Annotated in this window: 22 protein-coding genes; 5 read left to right on the top strand and 17 right to left on the bottom strand. The window is 68.4% G+C overall.

The features are described from left to right. Positions 1 to 3: 3 nt before the first annotated feature. Complete coding sequence (locus tag ABB55_RS00955) at positions 4 to 570, bottom strand: isochorismatase family protein (protein ID WP_054357130.1); 567 nt, start codon at positions 568 to 570, stop codon at positions 4 to 6. 126 nt (positions 571 to 696) lie between these two features. Continuing rightward, on the bottom strand, positions 697 to 1,308 hold the full coding sequence (locus ABB55_RS00950; protein WP_054357129.1) for a hypothetical protein: 612 nt from the start codon (positions 1,306 to 1,308) through the stop codon (positions 697 to 699). Positions 1,309 to 1,450: 142 nt separating this feature from the next. Between ABB55_RS00950 and bmt the strand changes: the two genes are divergently transcribed. Then, positions 1,451 to 2,452 carry a betaine--homocysteine S-methyltransferase gene (gene bmt / locus ABB55_RS00945; RefSeq protein WP_054357128.1) on the top strand — a complete coding sequence of 334 codons (1,002 nt, stop codon included), beginning with the start codon at positions 1,451 to 1,453 and terminating at the stop codon, positions 2,450 to 2,452. Positions 2,453 to 2,531: 79 nt separating this feature from the next. Here the strand turns inward: bmt and choV are convergent, their stop codons facing one another. From choV to ABB55_RS00930, 3 genes are all read right to left on the bottom strand, one after another. After that, positions 2,532 to 3,731 (bottom strand): choline ABC transporter ATP-binding protein, encoded by a 1,200-nt coding sequence (choV, locus tag ABB55_RS00940; protein WP_054357127.1) that lies wholly within the window; start codon positions 3,729 to 3,731, stop codon positions 2,532 to 2,534. Beyond that, positions 3,728 to 4,579: a choline ABC transporter permease subunit gene (gene choW / locus ABB55_RS00935; RefSeq protein WP_054357126.1), complete on the bottom strand. Its 852-nt coding sequence runs from the start codon at positions 4,577 to 4,579 to the stop codon at positions 3,728 to 3,730. The genes choV and choW overlap by 4 nt, the downstream gene beginning before the upstream one ends. A 1,043-nt stretch (positions 4,580 to 5,622) precedes the next feature. Continuing rightward, positions 5,623 to 6,573, bottom strand: a complete 951-nt coding sequence (locus tag ABB55_RS00930) for a choline ABC transporter substrate-binding protein (RefSeq protein WP_083463244.1) — start codon at positions 6,571 to 6,573, stop codon at positions 5,623 to 5,625. Positions 6,574 to 6,734: 161 nt separating this feature from the next. Here ABB55_RS00930 and ABB55_RS00925 point away from each other — a divergent pair, with 161 nt between their 5' ends. From ABB55_RS00925 to betA, 4 genes are read left to right on the top strand one after another with little or no spacing between them, the layout of a single operon-like run. Continuing rightward, complete coding sequence (locus ABB55_RS00925) at positions 6,735 to 6,980, top strand: hypothetical protein (RefSeq protein WP_152981878.1); 246 nt, start codon at positions 6,735 to 6,737, stop codon at positions 6,978 to 6,980. A gap of 39 nt (positions 6,981 to 7,019) precedes the next feature. Continuing rightward, positions 7,020 to 7,673 carry a choline-binding transcriptional repressor BetI gene (gene betI / locus ABB55_RS30570; protein WP_054357124.1) on the top strand — a complete coding sequence of 218 codons (654 nt, stop codon included), beginning with the start codon at positions 7,020 to 7,022 and terminating at the stop codon, positions 7,671 to 7,673. After that, positions 7,670 to 9,136: a betaine-aldehyde dehydrogenase gene (gene betB, locus ABB55_RS00915; protein ID WP_054357123.1), complete on the top strand. Its 1,467-nt coding sequence runs from the start codon at positions 7,670 to 7,672 to the stop codon at positions 9,134 to 9,136. The genes betI and betB overlap by 4 nt, the downstream gene beginning before the upstream one ends. Before the next feature lie 55 nt (positions 9,137 to 9,191). Then, a complete protein-coding gene (betA, locus tag ABB55_RS00910) occupies positions 9,192 to 10,844 on the top strand; it encodes a choline dehydrogenase (protein ID WP_244471938.1) in 1,653 nt (550 codons plus the stop codon). A 23-nt stretch (positions 10,845 to 10,867) separates the two neighbouring features. Here betA and ABB55_RS00905 read toward each other — a convergent pair whose 3' ends face one another. The 12 genes from ABB55_RS00905 to ABB55_RS30140 form a co-directional block, all read right to left on the bottom strand. Beyond that, positions 10,868 to 12,055, bottom strand: coding sequence for a hypothetical protein (locus ABB55_RS00905; RefSeq protein WP_054357121.1), 1,188 nt, complete (start codon positions 12,053 to 12,055; stop codon positions 10,868 to 10,870). Between the two features lie 474 nt (positions 12,056 to 12,529). After that, positions 12,530 to 14,785, bottom strand: coding sequence for a S8 family peptidase (locus ABB55_RS00900; protein WP_152981877.1), 2,256 nt, complete (start codon positions 14,783 to 14,785; stop codon positions 12,530 to 12,532). Between the two features lie 156 nt (positions 14,786 to 14,941). Continuing rightward, positions 14,942 to 15,826, bottom strand: a complete 885-nt coding sequence (locus ABB55_RS00895; RefSeq protein ID WP_152981876.1) for a DMT family transporter — start codon at positions 15,824 to 15,826, stop codon at positions 14,942 to 14,944. Between the two features lie 143 nt (positions 15,827 to 15,969). After that, on the bottom strand, positions 15,970 to 16,833 hold the full coding sequence (locus tag ABB55_RS00890) for a DUF1638 domain-containing protein (RefSeq protein ID WP_244471937.1): 864 nt from the start codon (positions 16,831 to 16,833) through the stop codon (positions 15,970 to 15,972). A gap of 58 nt (positions 16,834 to 16,891) precedes the next feature. Then, a complete protein-coding gene (locus ABB55_RS00885; RefSeq protein WP_054357118.1) occupies positions 16,892 to 17,593 on the bottom strand; it encodes a corrinoid protein in 702 nt (233 codons plus the stop codon). 153 nt (positions 17,594 to 17,746) lie between these two features. Next, positions 17,747 to 18,559, bottom strand: a complete 813-nt coding sequence (locus ABB55_RS00880) for a hypothetical protein (protein ID WP_054357117.1) — start codon at positions 18,557 to 18,559, stop codon at positions 17,747 to 17,749. 140 nt (positions 18,560 to 18,699) lie between these two features. Continuing rightward, complete coding sequence (locus ABB55_RS00875) at positions 18,700 to 18,909, bottom strand: DUF4287 domain-containing protein (RefSeq protein ID WP_054361762.1); 210 nt, start codon at positions 18,907 to 18,909, stop codon at positions 18,700 to 18,702. A 120-nt stretch (positions 18,910 to 19,029) separates the two neighbouring features. Beyond that, entirely contained in the window at positions 19,030 to 21,540 is a 2,511-nt protein-coding gene (locus tag ABB55_RS00870; protein ID WP_054357116.1) for a GcvT family protein, read from the bottom strand. Positions 21,541 to 21,710: 170 nt separating this feature from the next. Further along, the gene (locus ABB55_RS30145; protein WP_054357115.1) at positions 21,711 to 22,244 is read right to left on the bottom strand and encodes a hypothetical protein; all 534 of its coding nucleotides are present in this window, start codon (positions 22,242 to 22,244) and stop codon (positions 21,711 to 21,713) included. Then, complete coding sequence (locus tag ABB55_RS00860) at positions 22,241 to 23,725, bottom strand: patatin-like phospholipase family protein (protein WP_083463243.1); 1,485 nt, start codon at positions 23,723 to 23,725, stop codon at positions 22,241 to 22,243. Before ABB55_RS00860 ends, ABB55_RS30145 begins: the two co-directional genes overlap by 4 nt. A 216-nt stretch (positions 23,726 to 23,941) precedes the next feature. Continuing rightward, entirely contained in the window at positions 23,942 to 25,333 is a 1,392-nt protein-coding gene (locus ABB55_RS00855) for a HAMP domain-containing sensor histidine kinase (protein WP_054357114.1), read from the bottom strand. Continuing rightward, positions 25,330 to 26,112, bottom strand: coding sequence for a response regulator transcription factor (locus ABB55_RS30140; RefSeq protein ID WP_083463242.1), 783 nt, complete (start codon positions 26,110 to 26,112; stop codon positions 25,330 to 25,332). Before ABB55_RS30140 ends, ABB55_RS00855 begins: the two co-directional genes overlap by 4 nt. Positions 26,113 to 26,120 lie beyond the last annotated feature (8 nt).

The raw sequence follows: 26,120 nt of genomic DNA, 5'->3' as shown, positions 1-26,120 counted from the left end.
CCGTCATGCGGCGATCCGGGCGGGCAGGGAACCGAGCGCCTCGGCGACGGTCACGATCCGGGCGAAGCGGCCGGCGAGCACCAGTTCGGTGCGGGCCGCGATCTCGGCCGGGCTCCAGACGCGCCCCGCGGCATCGGTCATCGGGAAGCTGTGCGTCGCCTCGGTGCAGAAGTCGACCTTGTAGCCGAGATCGGAGGCGTGCCGGGTGGTCGTCTCGCAGCACTGCTCGGTGCGGATGCCGGAGACGACCAGCCGGCCGATGCCATGGCTGGTCAGCCAGACATCGAGGCCGGTCCCGACCAGCGCCGAATGCCGGCGCTTGTGGAAGACGGCATCCGGCGCGATCGCGAGCGGCGCCAGCGGCACCACATGGCCGGAGGCGAGCGCGAAGGGGCCCTGATCCTCGACATGGAAGATCTGGACGACCGGGATGCCGGCGGTCTTGGCGCCGTCGATCAGCGCCTGCTGGCGCTCCAGATAGGCGTCGAGGCCGACGGGCGTGAAATAGGGGCGGTGGCGGAACGACTCCTGCACGTCGATGACGATCAGGGCGGTCTTCAGGTCGGACATTCTCGTCTCCCTCGGTTCGAGTACGGATACGAGCCTAGTCTTGGGGCGAAAAGCCGAAAGCACCGCGACGGACGAAGAGCGGACAGATCGCGCCATCGCAGAATGCCGCGGGAGTGAGGTCCCGGATCAACGTGCCGACAGCGCCCTGAGCCAGCGGCCGAAGCGCAAGGCCGCGACCCGTGCCGCCGCGAGGAATGGCGCCAGTGCCGCGCGCACCCGGCCGAGCAGGCCGCGCAGCCGCGCCTTGAGCGCCTTTGCGAAGGCGGCCGCAATCTGCCAGGCCCGGGTCGCCTTGACGATGCCGAAGGCCCAGTCGCGCCAGCCCATCACCTTGCCGTAGCACCAGGCGAACCAGCCGATGCTCAACAGCTTGTCGCGGGTGACATGGAACAGGCGCTCGATGGCCATGAAGCCGAAAATCTTGAGCGCCAGATAGACGGCGAGGCCGGCGATGAAATGGCCGGTCGCCATCAGGTAGACGGCATAGAGCTTCGGCGGCCAGATCGCCGCGAAGGGGATCAGGAACAGGAGCAGGGACGGGTAGGGCGGCAGACGGTGGATCGCTTCGCCGAGGCGGGCGAACAGGCGCAGTTCCGCCAGCCAGCGGAAGACCGGCCGGATCGCCGCGAAGACGACATCGTCGATCAGGAAGGACAGCGCGACCAGGATGACCAGCGGCACCCGCGCGATGTGGCGCAGGAGGGCATATCCGCGATGCGTCGGCTGCCGGTCGTCCATTCCACCCCTCGAAATATCGTAACGTCGCCCCCAGGTAAGCGGTTGCCGGGAGGTCTGGCAAGCTGGCTTCGGCACGCGGCTTGACCTCGGCGCCGGATCCGTTACCACCGCGCTGCACAATCGGCGAAGGACCTCCCCCGCAATGACCCGTTCCAGCCTCGAAGCCCTGCTCGCCGAGCGTCCCGTCCTGCTCGCCGACGGCGCGACCGGGACCAATCTCTTCGCCATGGGGCTCGAGGCCGGCGATCCGCCGGAATTCTGGAACGACCTGCACCCCGATCGCATCCGCGCCCTGCACCAGGGCTTCGTCGATGCCGGCGCCGACATCATCCTGACCAACAGCTTCGGCTGCAACCGCCGCCGCCTGGCGCTGCACAAGGCCGAGGGGCGCACGCGCGAACTGGCCGAGAAGGCCGCCCGGCTCGCTCGCGAGGTCGCCGACGCGGCCGGCCGTCCGGTCGTGGTCGCCGGCTCGGTCGGGCCGACCGGCGATCTCTTCGCCCCGCTCGGGCCGATGACCGAGGAAGAGGCGATCGACGTCTTTGCCGAGGAGATCGAGGGGCTGAAGGCCGGCGGCGCCGATGTCGCCTGGATCGAGACCATGTCGGCGCCGGAGGAGATCCGCGCCGCGACCGCGGCCGCGATCCGGGTCGGCCTGCCCTTCACCGTGACGGCGAGCTTCGACACGGCCGGACGGACCATGATGGGACTGCCGCCGGCGGCGCTGGCCGATCTCGCCGCCGGGCTGGCGCAGGCCCCGCTTGCGGTCGGCGCCAATTGCGGTGTCGGCGCCTCCGACCTGCTCGCCTCGGTCGGCGCCATGACCGAGGCCCATCCGGAGATGGCCGTGGTCGCCAAGGCCAATTGCGGCATCCCGCGGGTGGACGGCGACAAGGTCGTTTATACCGGCACGCCGGAGCTGATGGCCGACTATGCCCGGCTGGCGATCGATACCGGCTGCCGGATCGTCGGCGGCTGCTGCGGCACCTCGTCGGGCCATCTCGCCGCCATGCGCCGGGCGGTCGACGAGCATATCCGCCGCGCCCGTCCGAGCCTCGACGAGATCGTCGCCGCCGTCGGCCCGCTGCAGAGCCCGCCGCCGAGCGCCGAGACCCGCGCCCGCGGCGGCCGCCGGCGCGGGTGAGCCCCGCGCCGGGTCGCGTCGTTCCGGCTCAGCCCTGTTCGCGCCGCAAGACGGCGCAGACGGGCTTCTCGGGACCGCTTCAGCCCTGTTCGCGCCGCAGCACGGCGCCGAGCACGTCGCGCACCCCGATGGCGCCGACCAGATGGTCCTCGGCATCGAACACCGCGACCGGCCCGGCATCGCGCTGCATGGCATGCATGACATGGCGCAGCGGCGTCGACTGGCGCGCCCAGAAGGCGACATGAGCGCCTTCGGGGAAGGGCTTGCCGGCATCCTCGGTTGCCACCCAGGTCGCCGCGCTGCCCATGGCCTCGGCCTGGACGACCTTGCGGTCCGGTCCGAGCCGGAAGCGCGTGGTGCGCCGGCGGTCGAGCCACAGCCAGCCTTCGCCGGCCGGTTCCAGGTCGCGGGCATCGCGCATGACGTTGTAGGCGCTGAGCACGTTGAGCGGGTTCACGTTGGCGACGAATTCGCGGACATAGTCGTTGACCGGCTTGAGGATGATGTCCTCCGGCGGCCCGTATTGAACGACCCGGCCGCCTTCCATGATCGCGATGTGGTTGCCGAGCTTCAGTGCCTCGTCGAGATCGTGGCTGACGAAGACGATGGTCTTCTTCAGCTCCTTCTGCAGGGAGAGAAGCTCGTCCTGCAGCTTGGTGCGGATCAGCGGATCGAGGGCCGAGAAGGGCTCGTCCATCAGGAGGATGTCGGCGTCGGTCGCGAAGGCGCGGGCGAGGCCGACGCGCTGCTGCATGCCGCCGGACAGTTCGTTGGCGAACTTGTCGGCCCATTTCGACAGGCCGACCATGGCGAGCTTCTGGTCGACGACCGCGTCCCGCTCCGGCTTGGTCATGCCGCGCAGTTCGAGGCCGAAGCCGACATTCTCGCGCACCGTCCGCCAGGGCAGCAGCGCGAACTGTTGGAACACCATGGTCACGCGCCGCTGGCGCAGCCGTCGCAGCGTCTCGGCCTCGCAGGAGGCGACGTTGATCATCTGGCCTTCGTCGGCGACCAGGATCTCGCCGCGGCTGACCTCGTTCAGCCGGTTGATCGCGCGCAGGATGGTCGACTTGCCGGAGCCCGACAGGCCCATCAGCACGCAGATCTCGCCGCGCTTGACCTCCAGCGACACGCCGGCCGCGCCCAGCACCGCATTGGTGGCGGCGAGGATTTCCTCTCGGCTGCGTCCCTCGTCGAGCAGCTTGAGCGCCGGCGCCGGGTTGGCGGCGAAGACGATGTCGACGTTGCGGATCGAAATGGCGGTTTCGCCCTCGCTCATGGCGTCCCCCTCTTGCGTTCGGGGGCCTTGCACACCCGGTCGAGAATGATGGCGAGCAGCACGATGGAGAGGCCTGCCTCGAAGCCCATCGGAATGTTGACGCTCGACAGTGCCCGCACCACCGGCTTGCCGAGGCCGCCGGCGCCGACCATGGCGGCGATCACCACCATCGACAGGCTGAGCATGATGCACTGGTTGATGCCGGTCATGATGGTCGGCAGCGCGGACGGCAGTTCCACCTTCCAGAGCAGCTGCTGCTTCGTGGCGCCGAAGGCCTGGCCGGCTTCGAGCAGCGGCTTCGGCACCGAGGTGATGCCGAGATAGGTCAGCCGGATCGGCGCCGGAACGGCAAAGATGACGGTCGAGATGATGCCCGGCACCACGCCCAGTCCGAACAGGACCAGCGTCGGGATCAGGTAGACGAAGGTCGGCAGCGTTTGCATCAGGTCGAGCACCGGCCGCATGGTGTCGTAGAGCCAGGGGCGGTGTCCGGCGGCGACGCCGAGCGGGACGCCGATGACGACCGAGAACAGCGTCGCATAGCCGACCAGCGACACGGTCTCCATCAGGGCTTCCCAGTAGCCGAGATTGGCGATCAGCAGGAGCGCGGCGGTGACGCCGACGGTCAGCGAAACCTTGCGGTGCAGCCACCAGACCAGGGCGGCGACGAGCGCGATCATCGCAAGCGGCGGCAGCAGCAGGAACACCCAGGTGGTGCCCTCGATGATGAACTTCATCACGTCCGTGATGCCGTCGAGCGCCGTGCCGAAATTGTCCTGGATGAAGTCGATGACCACCTTCATCCAGGCCCCGAAGGGCAGCTTCCAAGCCGTCAACCACTCTTCCATGCCGAGGCCCCCCGAGACCGCCGGCCCACCGGCCGACGTCACAATGGCTGGAAAGACCGCTCCCGCCCGAAGCCGCGGGACTCGGGAATGCTCTGCCGACCGACCCGGCGGACGGTCCCCTTGCGGGCCGTTGGCGCAGGACCAGACCGATCCCTGCTCATGCCTCCGACAGTCCCGCCCGATCCCCCGGTTCCTTCGCCTTCTCCCCTTGAGGGGGAAAGGGGATGTTGCGGGATCGTGCGATACGGCACCAGGGCACGGCTCTTTGCCGAGTCAATCGCCCGCGCCCGATCTCCCGGCTCCTTCGCCTTCTCCCCTTGAGGGAGAAGGTGCCCGAAGGGCGGATGAGGGGTCTCGATATCGCATCCCGACAAGACCTCCCGGTCCCGCTCGGGCCGGACTTGGACCGCGGATCCGGCGGATATCCGCCCGATCCACCCCCTCATCCGGCCTTCGGCCACCTTCTCCCCCCACGGGTGGGAGAAGGGGATGTTGCGGGATCGTGCCGATCCCCCGGCTCCTTCGCCTGTCTCCACGCGGGAGAAGGAGATGCTGCGGGTTGGTGCCCAAGGCACGCAGACCATCGATCCACACCCCGCCCGATCCCCCGGCTCCTTCCCCTTCTCCCCTTGAGGGAGAAGGTGCCCGAAGGGCGGATGAGGGGTGCGATGTCGCATCCCGGCAAGACCTCTCGGTCCCACTCGGACCGGACTTGGACCGTGGAGCCGGCGGGTTTTCGCCCGATCCACCCCCTCATCCGGCCTTCGGCCACCTTCTCCCCCCTCCAGGGGGCGAAGGGGAGGTTGCGGGATGGTGCCGTTCCTCCGGTTCCTTCGCCTTCTCCCCAAGCGGGGGAAGGAGATCATGAGGAATCGTGCCAAATGCACGCAGACCATCGATACGCACTCCGCCCGATCCCCCGTTTCCTTCCCCTTCTCCCCTTGAGGGAGAAGGTGCCCGAAGGGCGGATGAGGGGTGCGATATCGCATCCCGACAAGACCTCTCGGTCCCGCTCGGACCAAAAGCCCGGTCCGGCGGTCAGGTCAGAGGCCGAGGCTCTTCTTGACGGCGGGGAGGCCGGGCTTGCCGTCGAGGGTGGAGACGTTCTTCAGCCAGTCGTCGAGCACCTTGGGGTTCGACTTCAGCCACTTCTCGCCGGCCTTGCTGCCGTCGAGGCCGCCGTCGAGGATCAGGCCCATCACCTCGTTCTCCATCTTGAGGGAGAACTTCAGGTTCTTGAGCAGCTGGGCGACGTTCGGGCATTCCGACAGATAGCCGGCGCGGACGTTGGTATAAATGGTCGCGCCGCCGAGATTCGGTCCGAACACGTCGTCGCCGCCTTCCAGATACTTCATCTTGAACTTGGTGTTCATCGGATGCGGCTCCCAGCCCAGGAACACGACGTGCTCCTTGCGCTTGGACGCGCGCTCGACCTCGGCGATCATGCCCTGCTCGGAGGATTCCACCAGCTGGAAGGTCTTCAGGCCGAACTTGTCGTCCTTGATCATGTCCAGGATCAGACGGTTGCCGTCGTTGCCGGCCTCGATGCCGACGATCTTGCCCTTCAGCTTGTCCTTGAACTTCGCGATGTCGTTGAAGGTCTTCAGGCCGGCATCGTAGGTCGGCTGCAGGACCGCGAGGGTATACTTGGCGCCCTCGAGATTGGCTTCCAGGACCTCGACCGACTTGTCCTCGACGAAGGGCTTGCGGTCCGCCTCCATCGACGGCATCCAGTTGCCGAGGAACACGTCGATGTCCTTGTTCTTCAGCGACTGATAGGTCACCGGGACGGTCAGGACCTCCGACTTCGGCGTGTAGCCGAGGCCGGTCAGGACGCGCGAGGCCAGTCCGGTCGTGGCCGTGATGTCGGTCCAGCCGACGTCGGAGAAGCGGACGGTCTTGCAGCTTGCGGGCTCCGCAGCGGCCGCGCTGCCGGCAAAGAAGGCAAGGCCGAATGCCAGGGCGGCGCCGGCGACGAAACGCTTGGATTGCATGGATCTCACTCCTCCCGAACGACCGGCCCCGCCGCCAGCGGCATCCGCGGGAGCCGGCCCCCGATACCGTATCGGTAATGGGGATGCCCGACCATATCCCAATCGATCCCGATCGTCCCACCGGGAACAATCGATTGAACACCTGATCAATGAAGCTTCAGATGTCTGAAAGCGACGGACTCAGGCGCATTCGCGTCAAGGCCGGCAAAGCGCTCCGGGCCTTCTGGTCGGCCTTCCGGCGCCTCTTCGCCGCGCCGCAGTCGTCGCTCGTGCGGCCCCTTCCGACGGGAACCGGAATTGGGCGCTGCGACGCCGATCCGGTGCCGCTGCCGGGTTCCTGTCTGGTCGCCATGCGTCATGCGATGTCGCGCCCGCGCTTGTCCTCGATCCGGCATGCGGTAGATTGAACGCACGTTCAGAAAACTGCCTCGAGCCCGAGACCGCCCTTGCCGCAGACCGCCCGCCGCACCGTTCGAGCCCGGACGCCCGAGGCCGAAGACTGGCGCCGCCGCCAGATCATCGAGGCGACGATCGACGAGATTGCCGCGGTCGGCTTCGCGCAGACGACTCTGGCCGGGATCGCCGGCCGCGCCGGCATTTCGACCGGTCTGGTCGCCTTTTACTTTACCGACAAGGGCGGATTGCTGGAGGCGACGCTCCGGCATCTCGCGGCCGGGCTCGGCGCCTTGGTGTCGGAGGGCCTGAGGGCCGCCGGCACGCCGCGCGAGCGCATCCAGGCGGTCATCGACGCCAATCTGGGCGAATGCCAGTTCGAACGGCGCATCGCGACCGTCTGGCTCGCCTTCTGGGGCGAGGTCACGGTCATGCCGCGCTTCCGGCGCGTCCAGCGCGTCTACGAGCGGCGCATGATCTCCAACCTGAAGGCGGGCTTCCGCGGCTTTGCCGGGCCGGACGCGGCGCAGCGCCTCGCCGAGGCGACCGCGGCCATGATCGACGGGGTCTGGCTGCGCGCCACGCTGTCCGACCGCCCGCTCGACAGCGCGGCCGCACGGGCGACGGTCTCCGCCTTCGTCGATGCCCAGCTCGCCCTGCTCGCTCTTGCCCTCGTTGCGCCCGCACCGACAAGGACACGCCCATGACCCGCTTCCCCCTGGTCCGCAACCATATCGGCGGCAACTTCGTATCGGCCCGGTCGGGCGAGCGTTTCACCAGCCTCGACCCGGCGCGCGGGGAACTGCTGGCCGAGATCGAGACTGCCGGGCCCGAGGAGGTCGAGGCTGCGGTCGTGGCGGCGGAAGCCGGATTCAAGGTCTGGTCGCGCATGACCGGCGCCGAGCGGGCCCGCATCCTGCGCCGGACGGCCGACATCCTGCGCGCCCGCAACGCGGAACTGGCCGAACTGGAGACCCGCGACACCGGCAAGCCGATCCAGGAGACCAGCGTCGTCGACGTGCTGTCCGGCGCCGATTGCCTCGACTATTTCGCCGCCATCGCCGCGACCCTGACCGGCGAGCAGGTCGATCTCGGACCCTCCGCCTTCGGCTATGTCCGGCGCGAACCGCTTGGCGTGGTCGCCGGCATCGGCGCCTGGAACTATCCGCTGCAGATCGCCTGCTGGAAGGCGGCCCCGGCGCTCGCCTGCGGCAACGCGATGGTGTTCAAGCCGGCCGAACTGACCCCGCTTTCGGCTGTCAAATTGGCCGAGATCTTCGTCGAGGCCGGGCTGCCGGCCGGCGTCTTCAACGTGGTACAGGGCGATGCCCGGACCGGGCGGGCGCTGGTCGCCCATCCGCGCATCCGCAAGGTGTCGCTGACCGGCGAGGTCGGCACCGGCAAGCGCGTGATGGCCGATGCGGCGGCCAGCCTGAAGCATGTCACACTCGAACTTGGCGGCAAGTCGCCGATCCTGGTCTTCGACGACGCCAATCTCGACAATGCCGTCGGCGGGGCGCTGCTCGGCAATTTCTATTCGGCCGGCGAGGTCTGCTCCAACGGCACGCGCGTCTTCGTGCATCGCGCCGTCAAGGCCGAGTTCCTGGCCCGCCTCAAGGCGCGCGTCGAGCGGATGGTGGTCGGCGATCCGCTCGATCCGGCGAGCCATGTCGGCGCGCTGATCTCTGCCGACCACATGGAAAAGGTGCTCGGCTATATCGGGAAGGGGCGGGCGGAGGGGGCGCGCGTGCTGACCGGCGGCGACCGGGTCACGCGCGACGGTCTCGACCGCGGCTTCTTCGTCGCGCCGACCGTGTTCGACGGCTGTTCGGACGACATGGCGGTGGTGCGCGAGGAGATCTTCGGGCCGGTCATGACCGTGCTCGAGTTCGACGACGAGGACGAGGTCGTCGCCCGCGCCAACGCCACCGAGTTCGGGCTCGCCGCCGGTGTCTTCACGCGCGACCTGACCCGCGGCCACCGCGTCGTGGCGGCGCTGGAGGCCGGCACCTGCTGGATCAACCACTACAACGTGACGCCGATCGAACTGCCGTTCGGCGGCGTCAAGCTGTCCGGGCTCGGCCGGGAGAATTCCCGCGCCGCGGTCGAGCACTACACCCAGGCGAAGAGCGTCTATGTCGCGCTCGCCGATGTCGAAAGCCCCTATTGAGCGGCCGACCGGTCCAACCGCCGCCGCATCGCTTCAAACGTCCGGGATGCCGTCCATGGAGTTCGATTTCGTCATCGTCGGTTCGGGATCGGCCGGTTCGGTCCTGGCCGCCCGCCTGACCGAAGATGGCCGCCACAGCGCGATCGTGCTGGAGCGCGGCGGCTGGGACGGCTCGATCTTCATCCAGATGCCGACCGCGCTGTCGATTCCCATGAACCAGCCGCGCTACAACTGGTTCTACGAGACCGAGGCCGAGCCGCATCTCGGCGGCCGCCACCTGCATGTCCCGCGCGGCAAGGTGATCGGCGGCTCGTCGTCCATCAACGGCATGGTCTATATCCGCGGCAATCCGGCCGATTTCGATCGCTGGGCGGAGGAGGGCGCCGAGGGGTGGTCCTATGCGGACGTGCTGCCCTACTTCAAGCGCGCCGAGACCCGGGCGGAGGGCGAGACGGAGTATCGCGGCGGGTCCGGTCCGCTGAATACCTCCTACGGCACGCTGAAGAACCCGCTCTACCGCGCCTTCGTCGAGGCCGGCCGCGAGGCCGGCTATGCCGAGACCGACGACGTCAACGGCTACCGGCAGGAAGGCTTCGGCCGCATGGACATGACCGTCCATCGCGGCCGGCGCTGGTCGACCGCCAATGCCTATCTGAAGCCGGCCCTGAGACGGAATAATCTGGCGCTGATGACCGACGTCCTGGTCACCCGCGTCGTGTTCGAGGCCGGCCGGGCGGTCGGTGTCGAGATCGAGCGGGGCGGCGCCCGCGAGACGATCCGGGCGCGGCGCGAGGTGATCCTGTCGGCCGGTCCGATCGGATCGCCGCAGATCCTGAAGCTCTCGGGCGTCGGACCTGGGGCGGAACTCGGTCGTCTCGGCATCCCGGTCCTGGCCGACCGGCCGGGGGTCGGCGAGAACCTGCAGGATCATCTGGAATTCTATTTCCAGGTCGCCGCGCGCGAGCCGGTCACGCTCTATTCGCATATGAACCCGCTCGCCAAGGCGCTGATCGGCATGCGCTGGATCCTGCGCCGCGACGGGCTCGGCGCGACCAATCATTTCGAGACCTGCGGCTTTATCCGCTCGCGTGCCGGCATCCGCTATCCGGACATCCAGTATCATTTCCTGCCCGCGGCGGTGCGCTACGACGGCGCCGCGCATGTCGACCGGCACGGCTTCCAGGCCCATGTCGGGCCGATGCGCTCCAAATCGCGCGGCCATGTCCGCCTGAAAAGCGCCGATCCGCAGGACAAGCCGTCGATCCTGTTCAACTATATGAGCCATCCCGACGACTGGGAGGAGATGCGCGCCTGCGTGCGGCTGACGCGGGAACTGTTCGCGCAGCCGGCCTTCGCCCGCTGGCGCGCCGAGGAGATCCAGCCGGGCGCGGACGTGACCTCGGATGCGGCGATCGACGACTGGATCCGCGGCAATGTCGAGAGCGCCTATCATCCCTCCTGCACGGCCCGGATGGGGCGGCGCGACGACGGCCGGGCGGTGGTCGACGGTGAGGGCCGGGTCTATGGGGTCGACGGCCTCCGGGTCGCCGACAGTTCGATCATGCCGTCGATCACCACCGGCAATCTCAATGCGCCGACCATCATGATCGGCGAGAAGATCGCCGACCATGTGCTCGGCCGGACGCCGCTGCCGCGATCGAACGCGCCCTATTTCATCCATCCGGACTGGGAAAACCGGCAGCGCTGACGGCAAGGGCCGCGCGGGGCCGTTCAGCGGCGCACGGCCCGCTTCAGGCGGCGCAGGGCGAAGCGGACAAGGTTGGCGATCCGCTCCAAAGCCGGGCCGAGCCGACCGCGATCGTATTTGCCGCCCGCCCTGCGGCTCGGCCCGACGACTGCGGCCAGTTGGTCGGTCAGCCGGTCGATCGCGGCCTGGGCGGCGACCGGATCGGCGCGGTCGATCGGGGCGACCGGACTTCCCAGGATCCCGGCGAGCGCCGCGCGCGTCTCGTCGCTCCACGCCGCCGCGCCCGCGACCTTTGCGGGATCGGCGCCGGCGAAGAATGGATGCCCGGTCTCTGCGCGCAGCCAGGCCACGTCCGCCTCGACCGCCTGCATCACCGCCCGCAGCACGGGCTCGGGCAGCGAGAAGTGGGAGCCGGGAACATCTTCGAGGCGGTCGCGCAAGGGAGCGAAGGCCGGGCGGTGGCCTTCACGGCTGCGCCGCAGATAGCTGTCGAGGATCAGGATGGTCTCAGCATTGCGGGCGGTCTTCGTCCAGATCCCGGCAAGCGCCGCGTGCAGGGTGTCCGGCACGCCGACCACATGGCAGAAATCGACCAGCAGGTCGCCGCCGACGAACTGCTTGCGGTCGAACTCGCGCAGGATCATCGCGTCCTGGCCGAAGACGGAGGCCCAGGTTTCGACATGCTCCCGGTAATGCGGCACCAGCGGGCTGCGGCCGGCATGGATCGCGGCCAGATCGGCCATCTCGCCGAGAGTGCCGCGGGCGCCTTTGACGTTCTGCTGCGCGCGGCTGTTGGCAAGGCTCAGGGGCTCGCGCAGGTAGGCGACGACGCGGATCGTATCGAAATGCGGCGACAGGAACCGGTGCAGGTCGCGGCACTGGGTCTTGGAGAAGCGGAACAGCATTTCCCCGGAGGCGATCGTGATCCCGGCATTCGGCAGCGTCAGCTGGGTCTTGAAAGCCTGTTCGAGGTCGTCGAGAGAGTAGTCGGTCATCGCGGTGTCGGCACCGAGATGCTTGGTGACCCTCGCCCGCAGTTTCATCTTCTTCGGCGAGAACAGCGCCAGAAAAACCTTGGAATGGCTCGGCCCGAAATCGAGATAGTTGATGCCTGCCGCTGAAAGTTCAGCCCGGTGGGCATCGAACGACTCCTGGATCGAGGTCGATCCCGTCTTCGGCATGCCGATATGCAGATAGAGTGTTCGCGCCATAGGGGCCAACCTAGGGGGCGGATATACTGCCATCAATGTCCAACGAACATGACGACATTGAAATGAACGCGGTCTGCGCCGGGTGTTGCAGCCGTGCAGCGGTCGGGCGGTTCAGGCCGTTCGTTTTCCGATCGTGCGGTCGGGACCGGCGCCCGACCCGCCGCAACCTGGCTGACTCGGGCGGCCGTGCACCCCGTCGATCGCATCATGACCGAGCCCGAGGGCGCGTTCCTCGCCGCCGACACCCGTCCGGAATGACGGGCGTCGTCTTGGCGAGGGGCGGGACCGGTTCCCGGGCCGAGGGAAAGGGTGCCAACGGGCCGGATTGCGGGGCGGATTGTACCGACGGTCATGGAATGATCGTCGGTATTCGATACGCGAATTTCTCATGCCTCTGACGCCTATGAGAAATTCGCGTTGCTTCAACGGCCCGATGCGTCAGCATCCTGGGCCGTTGGTATTGCGGGGGTCGGATTACGGAGCGTCCACGGTCCGTGTCGGCGGTGACTTTCGGGCCAGGATGGCGGCCGCATAGGCGTCGATCAGGCCATAGCCCAGGTTGCTGTCCCAGCCCGTGGCCGGCTTGTCGAGCGCGGCCTTGCCGGTGATGACATGGCCGTCCGAGAAGGTCAGCCGAACCGTCATCCCGTCCAGACTGGCGGCGAGCCGCGAACGTGAGTTCACATCGAGATAGTAGATGAAGCTGAACTGGCGTTGCTGGCCCGCCGACGGTCCGCCGCTGTTGAAGGTGTAGGTGGCGGCGCGCGCAGTGCTGCCGGTATTGGGCGCGATCGTCACATCCACGGCGGGCGACGATGCCAGGAACTGGATCGAGTTCGGGACGAGTGCGACGGGTTTCGTTGCGGTGGAGAGATCGAGGCTCATCTGGCGCAGGACGGCCTGGTTCGGCGCCTTGTTGATCGTCAAGGTGAAGTTGGTCGAGTTCCGGTAGACGGCGCCGGTCACGTTCAGAGTTGCCTGATATTTCTTGTCGCCGAAGCTGAGCGTCATATCCTGACTGCGCAGAAGGTGGGCCGGCGCGGATTTCTTGAGCAGATCGGCCAGCCAGGCCGGCGAGGACTTGCCGGCATCGGCCCAGATCAGGGCGCCGACGGCAGCCGCGTGCGGGGCGGCAGCGCTGGTGCCGAAGAAGCGCGGATAGCCCGACGGTCCCGCGGCTCCGTAGAAGAAGGTCGTGCTGACACCGTCCGGCGCGGCAATGTCCGGCTTCCGACGCAGAATAGGCTTCTTCAGGCGGCTGCCGGCGGTGTCCATGGTGATCACGCAGGGACCTTGCGAGGAATAATCCTCCGGCTGGGAAGGCGTGCCGGCGAAGACGGCCGCGACCGTGTTGGCGCCGGCCGCGCATCCATGTCCGATCGTGGTCGGCGCATGCGGCTGATAGACATCGTAAAAGGCGACATTCCCCCACACATAGGTCTGCAGAATGGTTTTTCGAGACGACGTATCGGTCGTGCCGCGAAGGCCAATGACATAGCGATAGGGGTACCCGGGAAGCGAAAATCCTTCGACCGGAACGTCGATGCTGGCATTCGGATCGTCGACAGCGCCGAGATACGTGCCGTCCACATCGTAGATATAGAGTGCGAAGTCTCGCTTGACCGCGCCGTTACCGGTCGGCTCGTCCCAATTGAGCAAAAAGGTTCCGTAAAGATAAACCTTTTGATTCAAGGCAGGCGATTGCGCGGTGCCAAAATTGTGCACCGAGATCGGACGCTCATTGACAGGGATCTGGTTGAGTAGGGGATCCGCAATCGCCGCGTCTGCAAAGGCGATCGGGTTGTACTCGGCCCTATAGCCACTGGAGTTCGAGTTTCCCGCAGAGGTGAAATACGCGACCCCCCGGCTGGTCACGTCATCGACGGCTTGCGAGACGATTCCGTCCTGAAAGGCGGATTCGTCGGAGTAGGTCACATCGTCGACGATGATGTCCGCCTTGCAGGGGCCATTGCGATCCGCCAGGGCGCGGATATTGGCGGCAAAGGAGGAAAGGCCGTTGAAGGCGCTGGCGAAGCAGATCCGGGCTCGGGGCGCCACGTCATGGATGATCTGCGCCATGCCGCGGCCTTCGTCGGCCGAATCGACCGGTCCCTCGTCGAGGATGACAATTCCGCCCGGCAGGTCATCCGAGGCCACGTCGTCGGCCATGTTGGGATGCGTCTGGACGACGTTGAAACTGTCCGACAGCACGCCGACCGTGATGCCCGCGCCCTTGCGGTCGAAGGCCTGGCTGAACAGTTTGGGCACGTTCATCGGCGCGAGGCCTTCGCTCGTGATCACGCCCGCATTCTTGTGAGGGATCGACAGCCGCAGCGCGCGGATGCCCGGGATGCCGGCGACCTTGCCGATCGCCGAAACCGGCAGATAGGCATCGATATGGCCAGTGCCGACATCCGAAATGCCCGTGACGCGCCCCCCGGCGGCCCCGATGGCGATGCGTACCGCGTTGGCGGTCGCGCTGCCGTCGAGCGGGATCGCGGTCAGGACCCGGCTCTCCTTGTCGAAGCGGGCGAGGCTCGCCTTTGAGGGGATGAAGCCCTTCGTCTTGTCGGGCTGCACGGCTTTGCCACCCGCGGCGACGACCTCCTGCAGGCCGGAATCAATCGTGGCAGGAGACCCTGCAAGCGCGACCGCGGAGGTTGCCGCCAAGAGCAGGGCGGCCAGGCCGGGACGCCAGTTTCGCAATGACAAGAAAAGGTTACAGGACACGGGCCGATACTCCCCCTGAAGTCGCGTCCGGGATCCCGTCCGCCCATTATGGGTGCATAGCCTAGCCTGGAAACATTCCTTCACGCAAAGTTACTGATGGGATATTTTTGCGTATATCTGCCGAAGGCCGTAGATGACCGAAAGATGACGTCGGTGTTAGGTTTCGATGACGCTGCCGCGGCGATCCGGCCAGAGTTGAACGAGCAGAATGGCCCCGAAGATCAGAATGCAGCCGATCGCGCCCGCGGCCGTCAGCCTTTCGCCGAGCAGGAGGGCGCCACCGATGGCAGCGAACGGTGCCTCGGCGGCAAAGACGATCGCCGCGTCCGAGGCTCTGGTATGCCGCTGGGCCAGCGCCTGCAGCGTGTAGGCGAGCCCGCCGGACAGAAGACCGCCATAGAGAAGCGGCCAGACGGCGTCGCGGACGGCGTCCAGGGCGATCGGCGCCGTGGGGATCGCGATCGCCACGCAGGCGAGCCCGGTGAAGAGGCTCTGCACGAAGGCCAGCCCGACCGGTCGGCCGGCCGCCTGAACCACCCGCCCGATCAGCACGATCAGCGCCGCCCAGCCGACCGCCGTCAGCACGATCATGCCGTCGCCGCGGGTGAAGCCCGAAAGCCCGCCGCCGAGCAGCCACGTGCCGGACAGGCCGATCGCGGCCCCGACCCAGACGATCGGCCGCGGCCGGTCCCGATAGAGCAGCCAGCCCACGATCGGGGTGAAGAGCACGTAGAGGCTGGTCAGGAAGCCGGCATTGGTGGCCGTCGCCGATACCATCGCCACCTGCTGCAGGGCCGAGGCGGCGAACATGACGAGGCAGATCGCCACGACCGTGCCGACATGGCGACGCGGAAAGGGCTGCGGCGCGCGCCGCCGCTCGGCCGCCGCGAAGGGGGCCAGGGCGACCGCAGCGATCAGGAAGCGCAATCCGCTGAACCAGAAGGGATCCAGCGTCTTCATGGCCACGGATTGGGCCACGAAGGCGGTGCCCCAGATGGCGGCACAGGCGAGAAGCATCAAATTGGCGGTGGAACGGCGCATCGGCAGGACATATCGGGGCGAGGCTGTCGGGACAATCGAATTCGCCGCCGATGCGGCGTTGGCCGCCGATGCGGCGTCGGCCGCCAATGCGGCGTTGGCCGCCAATGCGGCGTCGACCGGCGGGCAGGGCGCAGGCTTGCGGTTCAGGCCTTGGCGGCGATCCAGTCGCTGAGGCCGCCGAGCCCGGTCGTCCGCATCTCGAAGGCGAGACCGAGGCGCCGGGCGGCGGCGCGCGCATCGGCCTCCAGGATCGGGTCGGGCATCTGCGCCAGATAGATCAGTCGCGTGTAGTTGCCGAAATAGGCGGAGAGCAGGTCGGGATGCCGGTCGAGGCCGAGCCCGCGCCAGACCAGGCTGTCGAAATGGCGGGCGAGATAGTCGGTCAGGTAGAAGGTCGCCGGATCGGCGTCGTGCAAGGCCGCGAAGTCGTCGATGCCGGCAAAGAAGGCGTAGCAATGATCGCCCGCGATCCGCTCGACGCCCTCGGCGGCGAGCATCCGGTCGAGTTCGCCGCCGGTCCCGCAATCGCCATAGGCGACCAGGATGCGGCCATAGCCGTCGCGGATGCGCGCGCTCGCGATTCGGCAGCGGACGGCGTCGGGGATCTTTTCGGGACGGTTGTGCAATTTGGCCGGGATGCCGACGACATCGACATGATCGAGCCCGGCGAGCCGCAGCGCCGCCATCGCCTCGCGCACGACCGCGCCGCAGCCGATCACCAGGGTGCGGGCGGACCGGTCGACGGCCGGTCGGGTGGAGGGGCTGGGTTTGCAGGCGGCCGCGACCGGCGCCGCCGTGTCCCGGCCGGGGGACGCAGCGGAGGCATCGGTGGTCGTCGTCGGCCAGGCCGGAGAGACGGTCCGGGTCGCCCGCTCCATCGCGGCCGCCCGGCCGCCACGGCGACGGCCGGCCGTAGCGCGTTCGGTCGTGGCGTGCTCGACCGTGACGCGTCCGGCGCCGGTGGCGCCGTCGTCGGGCTTGCGATCGTCGTCGCCGTCGTCCGTCATCAGGTTCGGTCCGTCCGGGCGCGGCGAAGGCGGCAACCGGGGTTGCCGCCGATCTCGATCACCCGCGCGCCTGCACGGAGCCCTGGCGCCGTGCCATCCAGGACTTGGCGGTCTCGACCGCAATGGCCGCATCGCGGCAATAGGCGTCCGCGCCGATCGCCTCGGCGAAGGCTTCGTTGAGCGGGGCGCCGCCGACCAGCACGACGTGATCGTTGCGGATGCCCTTCTCGCGCATCGTGTCGATGACCACCTTCATATAGGGCATGGTCGTCGTCAGCAGCGCCGACATGCCGAGAATGTCGGGCTGATGCTCGTCGATCGCCTTCAGGTAGTTCTCGACCGGATTGTTGATGCCGAGGTCGATCACCTCGAAACCGGCGCCTTCCATCATCATGCAGACGAGATTCTTGCCGATGTCGTGGATGTCGCCCTTGACCGTGCCGATGACCATCTTGCCGATCTTCGGCGCGCCGGTCTCGGCGAGCAGCGGCCGCAGGATGGCCATGCCGGCCTTCATCGAATTGGCCGACATCAGCACTTCCGGCACGAACAGAATGCCGTCGCGGAAGTCGACGCCGACGATGCGCATGCCCTCGACCAGCGCCTTGGTCAGAATGTCGTAGGGCGTCCAGCCGCGCCCGAGCAGGATGTTGACGCTGTCCTCGATCTCGGCGGCGAGGCCGTCATAGAGGTCGTCCCACATCTGCTCGACGAGTTCGTCGTCGGAGAGCGAATTCAGATCGAGATCGTCATCGGCCATTTCGGTCGGATCCTCAGGGGGATAGGGGGCGCACGAAGCCGCGCCGTACCGGCAGGTTTCCAATCGTGAGGCTGCCTCGCCGCCGCCCGCCGGGCTATCGTCTCCCGGACCGTCACTGTCGGCGGAGCGACATGGCGCGACGATGGCGCGAACTCACGCCGCCCTGTCGCAGGACGAGCCCGCGCCGGGGCCGCCGCGATAGGCGGAATTGGCGGAGAGGTGGAACGACAGGGTCGAGCGCGCCGCCGACAGCGTGGCGACCTCCGCCGCACCGTCGCCGATCGCGGCCGAGAAGCCGGCGACCATCTCCTGCGTGAATTCGAAATCGGCCGTCACGCTGCCCTGGTCGGTCACCACCTCGAAGGCGCCCTTGATGGAGATCGACAGGCTTTCGGCCCGGGAGATCGTCGCGGCGGCTCCTGCACCGGATGTGGCGCCTGCTGGCTCCGGCGGGGCCGCGAAGGTGCCGAGCAGGCCGCGATAGTCGGCCGCCCGGTCGGGCGGCAGGTTCGCCCGATCCGCGACCTTGCTCATCGCCGCGCCGAAGGCGGCCTTGGCCCCGTCCGCGGGTTCCTTGCCGCCGGCCACGTCGGCGAGATAGCCGAGCATGGCGATCTTGTCCGACGACGACAGATCCCGGTCCTTCAGGATCATCTGCAGGCTGTCGAGCAGGAACTGCAGCCGGTCGAGCTTGTCGCTCCCCGACGCGTCGCCGCCCTTGGCGAGAAGATGGTCGAGGGAGGCATCGAGCGACTTCAATCCGCCGGCCAGCGTATCGCGCGGGTTCGGCGTGGCGATCGCGAGGGTCGTCGCGGTCGATCGGGTCACGGAGACCTCGATGGCCGCCGCGGTGCGCCGGCCGGCCGGTTGGTCGCGCGTCGCGCTCGCACCGGCGCCGCCGCCCGTTGCGGCGAGCGCGGCGGTCAGGCTGGTGGCGGATGCGGACGAGCCGGCGATGGCGAGCATGGCGTGTCACTCCCAGTGCCGGAGAGTGTGACGCCGGACCGTTCCCGTATGGTTAACGATTTCTGTAAACCTGCGCCGGACAGGTCGAAATCGGCAGATCGAGGCCGGGGCGGGGCGTCCCGTCGTCCGAGGCGGCGCGGTCAGGCTTTGTCCTCGGCGAGCGTGTGCGCGACGATCGCATTGGCGTGGCCGTGCCCCATGCCGTGCTGCTCCTTGAGCATGGCGACCAGCTCCATGTGCCGGGCCGGATAGGCGGCACGGACCAGCGCTTTCCATTCGGCAATGGGACGGCCGTATTTCTTCTCGATGGACGGGAAATACGACGCGGGGCCTTTGATCGTCTCGGTCATCGGCAAATGAGAATGCCGCAGGCCGGCGAAGTCAATGCGATCTCGCAACCGGGCAGGGCACCCGTCCGGGCCGCAGCATATCGATGCCGCGGCCCGGGCCGTCTCGTTGCGGGGCGGACTTCAGGCGCGCAGGCGCAGATTGTCTGGATCGAACGGGCTCTCCGGCACCACCACGGCGCGGTGCTTCGTGCCAAGCACGGTGACCTCGAGTTCGGTGCCGACCTCGCCGAGATCGGGCCGCACCATGGCCAGCGCCAGCGACTTGCCGGTGCGCCAGCCATAGCCGCCCGAGGTGCAGCGGCCGACGAGCACGCCGTCCTTCAGGATCGGCTCGGAGCCGCGCGCATCGGCATCGGTCGCGTCGAGAAGTTCGAGCGTGACGAAGCGGTTCGGGTAGCCCTTCTCGCGGCCGGCGACCAGCGCGTCGCGGCCGATGAAGTCGCCCTTGTTGGGATGAACGAAGCGGTCGAGCGCGCTTTCATAGGCGGAATATTCGATCGACAGTTCGCGTCCCATGTTCCGGTAGGACTTCTCCAGCGCCATCGACACCATGGCGCGGATGCCGAAGGGCCGGATGCCGAGCGGCTTGCCGGCCTCAATGATCAGGTCGAACAGCCGGTTCTGCATCTCGATCGGGTGATGCAACTCCCAGCCCAGTTCGCCGACGAAGTTCACGCGCAGGGCATCGACGCCGACCGTGCCGACCGAGAGCGCCTTGCCGGTCAGCCACGGGAAGGCGGCATTCGACAGGTCGGTATCGGTCAGCGACTGTAGCAGTTCGCGCGAGCGCGGGCCGGCCAGCACGAAGACGCCCATCGAAGTGGTCAGCGGCCGCAGATTGACGCTGCCGTCGGCCGGCAGCAGCCGCTCCAGCACGTCGTGGTCGTGGCGCTCCAGGCCGCCGGCGGAGACCAGATAGAACTGGTTGGCGGCGCGCTCGTAGACGGTGAACTCGGCGCGGACGCCGCCCGACGGGGTCAGCAGGTGGCTGAGCGCCAGCCGGCCGCGCTGCTTGGGGATGCGGTTGGCCAGGATGCGGTCGAGCCAGGCGCGCGCGCCCGGGCCGGTCACCAGCATCTTGGCGAAGGGCGTCATGTCCTGCAGGCCGACGCCCTCGGTGACCGCGCGGATCTCATTGCCGACATGCTCGAAATAGTTCGACCGGCGGAAGGACCAGATCTCCTTCACGGTGCCGTCGGCATCCGGCGTCGGATGGTTGTGGTTGGTGATCACGTCCGGCTTGTCGAGGCTGGCCACGTCGATGCCGTAGCCCGCGGGTGCGAACCAGTTCGGGCGCTCCCAGCCGTAGACCGAGCCGAACACGGCGCCGAGCGCCTTCATCCGGTCGTAGCAGGGCGAGGTCTTGAGCGGGCGGGCGGCCTCGCGCTCCTCGTCCGGATAGTGCGGCGTGAAGACGTTGCGGTAGGCCTCCTCGTTCTTCTCGCGCAGATAGCCGCGCGAGGCATAGGGGCCGAAGCGGCGCGGGTCGACGCCGCCCATGTCGATGGTCGGCTCGCCCTCGACGATCCATTCGGCCAGCTGCCAGCCGGCGCCGCCCGAGGCGGTGACGCCGAAGGAATGGCCCTCATTGAGCCAGAAATTCTTCAGGCCCGGTGCGGGGCCGACGATCGGCGAGCCGTCCGGCGTATAGGCGATGGCGCCGTTATAGACCTTCTTGACGCCGACCTCGCCGAAGGCCGGCACGCGCACCATGGCGGTCTCGATATGCGGCGCGAGCCGGTCGAGATCCTCCTGGAAGAGCTCGTATTCGCTGTCGTCGGCCGGGCCGTCCATGTAGCAGCACGGGGCGCCCTTCTCGTAGGGGCCGAGGATCAGGCCGCCGGCCTCCTCGCGCATGTACCAGGCGCTGTCGCTCTCGCGCAGGACGCCCATTTCCGGCAGGCCGGCGGCGTGACGCGCCTGGATCGCCGGATGCGGCTCGGTGACGATATACTGATGCTCGACCGGGATGACCGGGATGTCGAGCCCGACCATGGCGCCGGTCTTGCGGGCGAAGTTGCCGGTCGCCGAGACGACGTGCTCGCAGGTGATGTCGCCCTTGTCGGTCTTCACCAGCCAGAGGCCGTCCGGCTGCTGCTCGATGCCGGTGACGGTGGTGAAGCGGTAGATTTCGGCGCCGCGCTGACGGGCGCCCTTGGCCATCGCCTGGGTCAGGTCGGCGGGCTGGATATAGCCGTCGTCGGGGTGGCGGATCGCGCCGAGGAGCCCGTCGGTCTCGCAGAGCGGCCAGATGGCCTTGACCTCGTCGGGCGTCAGCACCTCGACACGGATCCCGATCGTGTCGGCGATGCCCTTGTAGTACATGTATTCGTCCCAGCGATCCTTGGTCCGGGCGAGACGGATGTTGGAGACTTTCCGGAAGCCGACATGCTGGCCGGTTTCGGCTTCCAGGCTCTCGTAGAGCTTGACCGAATATTTGTGCAGCTGGCCGACCGAATAGGACAGGTTGAACAGCGGCAAGAGGCCGGCCGCGTGCCAGGTGGAGCCGGAGGTCAGCTCCTTGCGCTCGATCAGGCAGACATCGGTCCAGCCCTTCCTGGCGAGATGATAGAGCGTGCCGACGCCCACCACGCCACCGCCGATGACCACCACGCGCGCATGCGTTCTCATTGTCTTTCCCCCGGATCCCGGCGCTGCAACGGTCGGGAGTGTCGGAGCCGGCGCCGTCCGGAGCTATCCGCCGGACGACGCGGCATGTCGCGGCAGGGATAGGGCGCCTTGCCCCTTGCGGCCACCGCGCAGCCGCTCGCGACCCGGCCAGGCGCCTTCGGCATTTGTCGTCAAGGCGTCGGGGCGGACGGCGGCGGCGCGGGCACATCCGGGATGGTGGCCGCCAGACGCTTCTCGGCCGAACGGCGCCAGAAGGCGACCGTCCAGGCGACCGCGATGCCGACCGGTATGGTGATCCATCCGGTCAACATGACTCCGAAGAAGAGCCCGTAGGTCATCGCGAAGGCGATCATATAGGCGAAATCCTCCAGCCGGGAGGAGCCGGGCGTGGTCTCGATCGGCTTGTCGGACAGGAAGGCCTCGAAGGGCAGGCCGACGGCGAGCATCACCGGGTAGCTCACCAGGACCACGGCGGCGCCGAGCCCGACCGCGCCCCAGAGCGAGGTCCGGGGTGGACGGGTCACCATCGGCCGCCACAGGATGAAGGTCGCCACCAGAGCCGAGAGAGCCGCCGGGATGGCGAGCCACAGGCCCTTGGACAGCGAATAGGCCGTGGTGTAGGCCGCCAGCCCCATGGCCAGGCTGGCGACCCAACGGTCGTGCCGCAGGATGAAGGCTGACGGAGGGGCCGGGGCCGGCGTCATCGCGGATCGGGCTTGAAGTCGCCGCCGCCGCCACCGCCCGAAGCGGCTTCGCCGACGGTCATCCGCGACTTGCCGGCCGTGCGCAGCCCCTCCATCGAACGCAGGGCGCCGTTGAAGGTCGGGTTGGCGCGCAAAGCCTCGCGGCCGGCCTCGATGACCAGGTCGACCTGGGCGGCCGGCAGCTGCAGGCTGGTCGGCACCTGGTTGAGCGCGGCCTGCCGGTCGGGCACGTTGTCGAAGGCGACTTGGCCGATGAAGAATTTCAGATCGCGGCAATCCCAGCCGGCGGTCGAACCGCGCAGGCGCTTGACCTCGCTGAAGGAAAGCTTGCAGCGATATTCGATCAGCTGCTGCTGCCAGTCGCGCATGGTCATCCGGAACGCGTCGTAGCTCTCGGCAACCGTCGATTCGATCATCGCGTCGGTGACGGCGCTGAGGAACTCGCCGCCGCTCGGACCTTCGAGGCGGCGCCCCCAGTCGCCGATCTGCTCGCGGCCGGCATTGACCACCAGATAGACCATCCGCTTCATGCGCACGGCCTGACGCGGCGTGAGGGGGCCATAGGGCGTCTGCGACGCGGCGCGGGCGATGGTCAGGCCGGTGACGCCGAAATTGTCGGCGAGGCCGCCGTCGAGCAGCTTGACATATTTGAGCTTGGCCGGGTCGCGGTAGTTCTCCAGCGCGCGGGCATAGTTCTTGAGGCTTTGCGCGGCCTGCATGTTGTGGCGCGCGGTCTCCAGCCAGCCGGGCGGATTGTAGGTGCAGCGCGGGCCATAGGCCTCCAGCACGATCGGCGCGAAGGCGACCGGCACCGCCGCCGAGGCGGCGACGGCCTCGGACAGCGGCAACTGGTTCAGGTCGCTGCACAGAGCCCGGAACGTCTCCGCTTCGAAGATGAAGGGCGCCCGGCTGTAGAGATCGGTCGCATTGATCCAGACCACCGGCGCCCCGGGCCGGCGCATCTGGCCGAAGCGGGCATTGCGGAACACCTTTTCGTCGAGCCAGCGGGCGAAGCCGGTGCGGTCGTTGACGCCGCCGGACAGGGCGCGCAGCAGGTTCGACGGCCGGACCACCGAGGTGCGCAGATATTCCTCGGCATTCTGGGTCAGGAAGGTCTCGCGATAGTCCTGGAAACCCTGTGGCCCCTTGAGGCCGAAATAGGCGGCGGTGACCGACCCGCCCGAGACGCCGGAAACGAAGCCGACCGCGTCGATCAGATTGCGCTTGCCGCCCTCGCCGGGCAGCGGCGTCGCCGCCATTTCCTTGAGCACGCCATAGGCAAACGCGGCCGCCCGGGTGCCCCCGCCGGAGAAGGACAGCCCGATCAGGGTGGCGTTGTCCTCCGAACTCGGTGCGACGAACTCGGCCGCGTTGGCGGCTTCGACGGCCGGCAGGTTGATGGGCTCATTGAGCACGCTTGCGCAGCCGGACAGGAGGCCGGCCGCGAGGACGAGGATGGTGGACGACAGCGGACGCGACATTGAGGGATGCTCGAAGAGGGCGATGCGTTTGAAGCCTGCGGGATTGTTCGGGCACGACCCCGCACTTGTCCACGCATCCGCCGTGAAATTCGCGATATGACGCATCTTGTAATCCACCGTAACCGGAGCCGTGTTGCAGATCCGCACCGAGCCTGAGCGAGCCCGGCCCGCAGACCGGTCCCGAAGTGCGACCCCGTCGGCCGGACGGTCGACGGGTCAGGTGGCCGAACCGAGGGGCAGCCGGAACGTGACGGTCAGGCCCGGTTCGGCATCGGTCAGCTCGATCCGGGCGCCGTGGCGGATGGCGATGGCGCGCACGAGGCTGAGGCCGAGGCCATGGCCGGGCACCTCCGCGGTGTCGGCGCCGCGGGTGAAGCGGTCGAAGGCGCGCTTGCGGAAGGCCGGGTCGAGCCCGGGGCCGCGGTCGGTCACCGACAGCACGGCGAGATCCTCGGCGACCGTGAGCGCGATCGTCACCCCGGCCTCCGGGGGCGAGAATTTCACCGCATTGTCGACCACGTTGGCGAGCATCCGCGCGAGCAGCATCCGGTCGCCGAGCACCGGCACCGGACCGGCCGCGGCGACCGTCAGCACGATGCCGCGATCCTCGGCCACCGCCTCGTAGAGGTCGGCCACGTCGGCGACCACCGCGGCGAGGTCGACCGGCGCCAGGCCCGCCCGGTTGCCGGCCTCGGCCTCCGTGGTCGCGATGTCGAGCAAGGCCTCGAAGACCCGCACGGTGTCGGCGACCTCGGTCCGGGCGGCCTCGGCGGCGGCGGCCCGTTCGGTCTCGCTGCCCGCGTCGGCGATCAGATCGATCCGGCCGCGGATGCGGTTGAGCGGCGTGCGCAGTTCGTGCGCGATCCGGTCGGAGACCTCGCGCAGGCCTCCGATCAGGCGCTCGGTGCGTTCGAGCATGGCATTGACGTGGCGCGCGAGGTCGCCGAACTCGTCCGGCCGGTCGGCTCCGGCGACGCGTGCCGCCATGGTGCCGGCCTCGACCGCGGCGGCGACCTCGTTGACGGCCAGGATCCGGGCGAACAGCCGCCGGCTGGCCAGCACGCCGCCGCCGATCCCGAGCGCCAGGGTGGCGGCGGAGGCCCCGATGAGGATCAGGGCGAGGCGGGCGAGATGCGTGTCGTCCTCGGCCAGCGCATGGCCGATGACGAGCCGGAATCCGCCCGGCAGGGTCGTGCCGGCGCCCCAATAGTCGCCGGGCGGGCGGCCGTCGGCGCTAGCGGTGAAGCGGCCGAGCCGTTCGCCGGTCGGGACGCCGTCCGGCCAGCGCGCCAGGTTGCCGGCGAGCCGGCCGTCCCTCTTGTCGGTCAGGAGATAGACCGCCGCCACGGTCGGATCGCGTTCCAGCCGCGTCTCGATCGCCTCGCGCAGCGCGATCAGGCGGCGCTGGGCGTAGAGATCGGCGAGGCCGGTCAGATCGGCGCGGACCAGCGCCTCGGTGCGGGCCGCCACCTCGCGCGCGGCGAACCAATAGACCCCGGCGAAGATCACCCCATTGGCGACGGCGATCGCCAATGCGATGCCGAGCGCGAGACGGAACGTCGCCGAGCGGATCAGGGCGGTCGGGCGGACGGCCGCCGGCGCCGTCACGGCTGCCGCGCGCCGGTCGCGTCCGGGCCCCCCGGCTCGCTCGGATTCGTCGCGTCCATCGGACCCTTGGCGCCGGCCAGATCCTTCGCCTCCGATGGGGAGACCGGCTCGAAGGCGTAGCCCTCGCCGCGCTGGGTGACGATCGGATTGGGCAACCCGTCGATCTCCAGCTTGCGCCGCAGCCGGCTGACATGGACATCGACCACATTGGTCTGCGGGTCGAAGCGGAGGTTCCAGACCGCGTCGAGCAGCATGGAGCGGGTCAGCACGTCGCCGGCATGGTCGGCCAGCTTGTGCAACAATTCGAATTCCTTGCGCGACACGGCGACGAATTGGCCGCGCCGATGCACCGTCCGCGCCTTGACGTGGATCTCGACATCGCCGAGCCGGACCAGATCGGGGCTTTCCGCCGGCATCGCGGCGCGGCGCATCAGGGCGCGGGCGCGGGCGACGAATTCGTCCGGGTCGAACGGCTTGGCGAGATAGTCGTCGGCGCCGCCGTCCAGCCCCTCGACCTTGTTGGCGGCGCGGCCGAGAGCGCTCAGGATCAGCACCGGTACGGCCGGCCCGCGGGCGCGCAGACTGCGCACCCAATCGAGCCCGTCGCCGTCCGGCAGCATCCGATCGACCACCAGAAGATCGAACGTCTCGCGGGCGACCGCCGTCCGGCCCCCGGCCGTGGAGGCCACGCGGGTCAGCGTCCAGCCGGCATGATCGGCGATGCGGGCGAGATCGGCCGCCGCGGCATCGTCGTCTTCGACCAGCAGCACCCGTCTCACGGTCCCTC

It is taken from the genome of Prosthecodimorpha hirschii (genome assembly GCF_001305515.1).
Taxonomy (GTDB): domain Bacteria; phylum Pseudomonadota; class Alphaproteobacteria; order Rhizobiales; family Ancalomicrobiaceae; genus Prosthecodimorpha; species Prosthecodimorpha hirschii.
Note: the sequence above shows the minus strand (reverse complement) of the source record. Positions and strands in the feature narration are given on the sequence as shown.